Source organism: Sulfuricurvum sp. (assembly GCF_019163035.1).
In the GTDB taxonomy this organism is placed as follows: domain Bacteria; phylum Campylobacterota; class Campylobacteria; order Campylobacterales; family Sulfurimonadaceae; genus Sulfuricurvum.
Map to the genome: position 1 here is coordinate 1 of NZ_JAFLKV010000060.1, position 4,766 is coordinate 4,766.

Consider the following 4,766-nt stretch of genomic DNA (forward strand, 5'->3'; position numbering starts at 1 on the left):
CAATGCGTTCATCGTTCCTCATGCGGGATGGGTCTATTCGGGATTTACGGCAAATATTGCCTATCACATTCTAAGTGCTCAAAATTTTAAAACCGTTGTCGTCATCGGACCGTCTCATCGCGTCGGATTTGAGGGGGTGAGCATCGCCGATTTGGAACGCTATCAAACACCGCTGGGGGAGTTAGCCATAGATACCGTTCTCGTAAAAGAATTACTAGAACAATTTACCATCCCCTATTTTCCTGACGCCCATCATGAGCACAGCACCGAAGTTCAGATGCCGTTTATCAAACATTATTGTCCCGATGTCAGCGTTGTAGAACTCGTTTATTCGCATACACATGCAAACACGATTGAGGCAATCATCTCATATTGTTTAAACCGACGCGATACTGTTCTCGTTATCAGTACCGATCTGAGCCACTACTACACCCAGAATGAAGCCAAAAAGCATGATGCTATCTGCTTGGATGCAATTCAAAACAACAATCTATCTGAGTTACATCAAGGATGTGAAGCGTGCGGAATGATCGGTGTTGAAGCAATGCTAAGGGTAGCGAAATCCAACCATTTAGAAAGCACAATACTTGACTATCGAACCAGTGCCGATGCAAGCGGAGATACCTCTCGTGTTGTCGGGTATGTGAGTGCACTCTTTTCTATTCACGACTAATACTGAATTTTAAATAAGTTTAGATAACTTTTTATAAAAATCAAGAATCATTTATGCATATTTTTTTCTAATAAAATTAGGAAAATGAATGCAAGAAGATTTAGATAGCACACCCTATATTACCCTGTTTCCTTTTATCATGCAAAGTGTAAAACTCTTTGACGATCAAAACCGATTTTTGAAAAAAATCATCCTTACCGGTAAAATTTGCGCCCTCGAAAAAGCGGCTAATCTCTTCTCGTTTACCGAAAAGACCATCGAAACATTCAGTGACCTCAAAGAAGAGCTCATACCGTTACTGATTCGGGAAAATATCAAAAAGTATTCCGAAGAACTCCTAACCAAAGGACAGATCAGTATCGATATTCTGATCCGAAACCTATTTGAGCGAACAGCAGATGTCGGTTTTTTAGCAACGGATACCGCTATTATCGATTTTTTAAAGGGCGAATACTCATCCGAAGCGCTCCGCAAGCGACTGATCGAATACACCATGAAATACAGTGTTTACAATGAGATCATTATTACTGATACAAAGGGGAATGTACAGCTCAATATTAATGACAATAACGTTATCCCCTCCTCTGCATCCGATATGATTATCCAAAAGGCACTTCAAACTGAGGGATATATTGAGCAATATAGCCATTCCGATCTATTTCCGTCTCAGACTAGAACCCTTATGTTCGCCCAAAAAATTACCGACAATAATCAACCTCTGGGGGTACTCATCTTGTGTTTTCGCTTTGAGGATGAGATGGAGCGTATCTTCAACGCTCTTTTAAATCCGGGAGAGCATATATTTTTCACAACCGGCAAAGAGATTATCACTGCATCATCGAATGAAGCGTATAAAATGCAAAATGAGTTTAAAAATATTCATACGGTCTCCGGAATCACCTACAGCAACGGTAATCTTTTCATCTCAGCCAAAACAAAAGGGTATGAGGGGTATTACGGTGCACCGTGGAAGAGTGTAGCTTTTATCAATGTCAAAAAAAAGACTCAAAAGGCTCCAACTCAAAGTACAATTAATGAAAAATGTTCGCTAGATGAAAATATCAAAGCGATCATCCGTAAAGCCGATGATGTAATCGAAGATTTGAGTGATGTCATTATCAACGGAGAGCTGATCGCTTCGAAAGAACGGGTCTACGTATTGACTCCTGTACTCGATAACCTTCGTAACATCAGTTCATCCATCCTATCAACGATCAAAGACACGGTAGATAATTTGGAAAATACTATTATGGAGGGGCTAATTTTCGACGTAAAAGCCTCCGCCAACCTCGCAATCGACATTATGGATCGTAATCTCTACGAGAGAGCCAATGACTGTCGCTGGTGGGCACTTACCCCTATATTCGAAGAGGAACTTTCCCGTGAACTTCCTGATACCAAACGTCTTACCGAGGTATTAGAGTATATCAACTCCCTCTACACCGTCTATACCAATCTATTTATTTATGACAAAAGTTCGACGATCATCGCCTCTTCCAATGATCCGATCATCATCGGGAAAAAAGTTTCGGGTGAATACATCACAAAAACCCTCTCCAATAGCAATACCCAATACTATTTTGTCAGTCCATTTGAAAACACCCCATTTTACGATGATAAAGCGACCTATATCTACAATGCCACGATCCAATCCAACGGAAAAACAATCGGAGGAATCGGAATCGTTTTCGATGCATATCCCCAATTTCACGCGATGCTAAAAGATAGTTTCCCCTCATCAAAAGCGGGATTTTCATCTTTTATCGACCGAAAAGGAACCATTCTTTCCACTACCCACCCGACGCACAATCTCATGGAGCGTCTGGAGTTAGATGATAGTATCCTCCGATTTAATTCTCAACATCCGGAACATCGCTTTATCGTTCAAGATGGCAAAAAATATCTGGTCGGTATCGCCCTCTCACAAGGCTACCGAGAGTATAAATGCCAAGATAACTACAAAAACGACATCCTATCCCTCACTTTTATCGAGTATTGAGTAAAATTCGCGTATTAGAATAAAGCGAGGCAATATGCACATTACCAATAATATAGAAGAGTTGATAGAGAGAACCCATAAGTACCTTAGCACGCTTTTACGTGAAGCATTTCATCACACTGATGCTGAAAATGCCGTTGTAGTCTATGACACACGGTGTCTAATCGCTACACTTTTGATGGAGGGGTACAAACGCGCCCTCCCCCATGCACGACTGATCGATTTTGACAGCCATGAACCGCAAGACGTTCGAGCACAATTAGAGGCTCTGAACCCTTCGGATTTGGTAGTATTGATCCAATCGACCAATTTTCGCCTCGATGCGTTTCGCTTACGTGTCGAGCTGTTTAAACTTAAACTCAAAGTTATCGAGCATCCGCATCTTAGCCGTATGTCGGATGATGAAGCATCGTATTTTATCGATTCACTGGAATATGACAAGGACTATTACCGCCACCTCGGTCGCACCCTCCAGTCTAAAATAGATCAAGCACCTATGGGAACACTCGATAGCGGCGGAGAGCTGTTAGTGTACGGTTCTCCTTTCGAGTCTGCCAAAGTCAATATCGGAGATTACACAGGATTACCTAACTGGGGTGGTCAGTTTCCGCTAGGAGAAGTATTTACCGAAGCACAAGACCTCAAAGCTGTTCACGGACGGGTCAATATCTATTGTTTCGGGGATGTCACGTATAAAATAAACACCCCTGAAACTCCCATCACCCTTATCATCGAAGAGGGTCAAGTCGTCGCGTGTGAACACTCAACACCCGCCTTTGATCTAATATTATCTAATATACGACGAGACGAAGGAGGAGTCGTTTGGATACGGGAACTTGGGTTCGGACTCAATCGAGCCTTTAGCAAAACACGTACGGTAGCCGACACCGGAACCTATGAGAGAATGTGCGGGGTTCATATATCACTGGGGGCGAAACACGGCACCTACGGGAAACCGGGATTTAAACGCCGTGATGGTCTTTACCATGTCGATGTTTTTGCCGATACCCATACCTTTTCGCTTGGGGATGAAGTGATCTATAGAGACGGGGCATTTATAATTTAGACGGGTTTTAATTCACCCGCAGCTTCGTCCGTCCCGTAAAAAGCTTCAAAAAGTCATAAATATCGCTCAGGAAAAAAGCACGGGTATCCTGATGCTCAAAACGCTGTAACCATGCACGCTCTTGGTTGAGTATCCCCCGACACGGAACCACAAACTCTTCGTGCGGTAAGAGGGGTTTGAGGATACCGCAATCATTGATCGCCATTACGACCGCATCGAACAGTTCATCGAGTCTGCTATCTTCATCGTAGTGATAGAGTTTGCCGTCCATGTTGTAAAAACGATAAATTGCGAGTATCTCGTTGGCTTTGTCTATTTCACTCATATTTTCCCCCTATCGCTACCGCGTACAACAATGGATACGTAGACCATCGTGCCGCCTCTTCATCATAAAATGCTCCAATCCCGCTGCATCCGACAGCATGAGCTTCACATGCCATATAAAGCTCTTGAGCATAGATTCCTGCATCCACATGGGTGGTAGCACTAAACTCCTCGGCTGTGATAAGTATCACCATATTTGCCCTCGCGATGAAACGCTGATTAAGAAGCAGATGAATACATTCGACGAGGAAGTTTCCGCTTTGTATACAAACATCTTTTCGATAGATACCCATCTGCACACTCTGTGCGTGTAACACCACTGCGATAATGTCTAGCGTAGCGCTAGTGGGAATAGCGAGCAGAGCGTGTATCGTCGCGTCGTTCATAGTAGAAGGCTCAAACGCCCTAGCGCTTCGTCTATTGGTATTCATCTGCACAAAGTGCTCATACCGATCCGATATAGGGAGTTTTGTATAGAACGGTTCATTTCGGATTATTCGATTAAGAGGATTGTTGCCTTCAACATAATCGCACGGAGAAACCTGCATAAGCGGTTTACTGAGCGCTTTTACCTGACGTTCAGTGATCTCTCCTACGCCGTAGACTGCCGCAATGACCTCATCCACTCCAAATCCCATAACACTATTCAAATTGCCTTGCGGAGACATTTTTGTAAGGGTATAGTTAAAATGGTGTACCGATTT

Annotated in this window: 5 protein-coding genes; 3 read left to right on the plus strand and 2 right to left on the minus strand. The window is 43.1% G+C overall.

What is annotated here, in order from left to right; genetic code table 11:
• From amrB to JZU62_RS05115, 3 genes are all read left to right on the plus strand, one after another.
• The coding region (amrB, locus tag JZU62_RS05105) for an AmmeMemoRadiSam system protein B (protein WP_295012552.1) at nucleotides 1–673 on the plus strand (673 nt) is incomplete at its 5' end.
• A gap of 88 nt (nucleotides 674–761) precedes the next feature.
• The gene (locus JZU62_RS05110) at nucleotides 762–2,672 is read left to right on the plus strand and encodes a hypothetical protein (RefSeq protein ID WP_295012554.1); all 1,911 of its coding nucleotides are present in this window, start codon (nucleotides 762–764) and stop codon (nucleotides 2,670–2,672) included.
• Between the two features lie 34 nt (nucleotides 2,673–2,706).
• Entirely contained in the window at nucleotides 2,707–3,738 is a 1,032-nt protein-coding gene (locus JZU62_RS05115; RefSeq protein WP_295012556.1) for a hypothetical protein, read from the plus strand.
• 7 nt (nucleotides 3,739–3,745) lie between these two features.
• Here the strand turns inward: JZU62_RS05115 and JZU62_RS05120 are convergent, their stop codons facing one another.
• Nucleotides 3,746–4,063: a hypothetical protein gene (locus tag JZU62_RS05120; protein WP_295012558.1), complete on the minus strand. Its 318-nt coding sequence runs from the start codon at nucleotides 4,061–4,063 to the stop codon at nucleotides 3,746–3,748.
• The coding region (locus JZU62_RS05125) for a nitroreductase family protein (RefSeq protein ID WP_295012560.1) at nucleotides 4,056–4,766 on the minus strand (711 nt) is incomplete at its 5' end. The genes JZU62_RS05120 and JZU62_RS05125, both read right to left, overlap by 8 nt.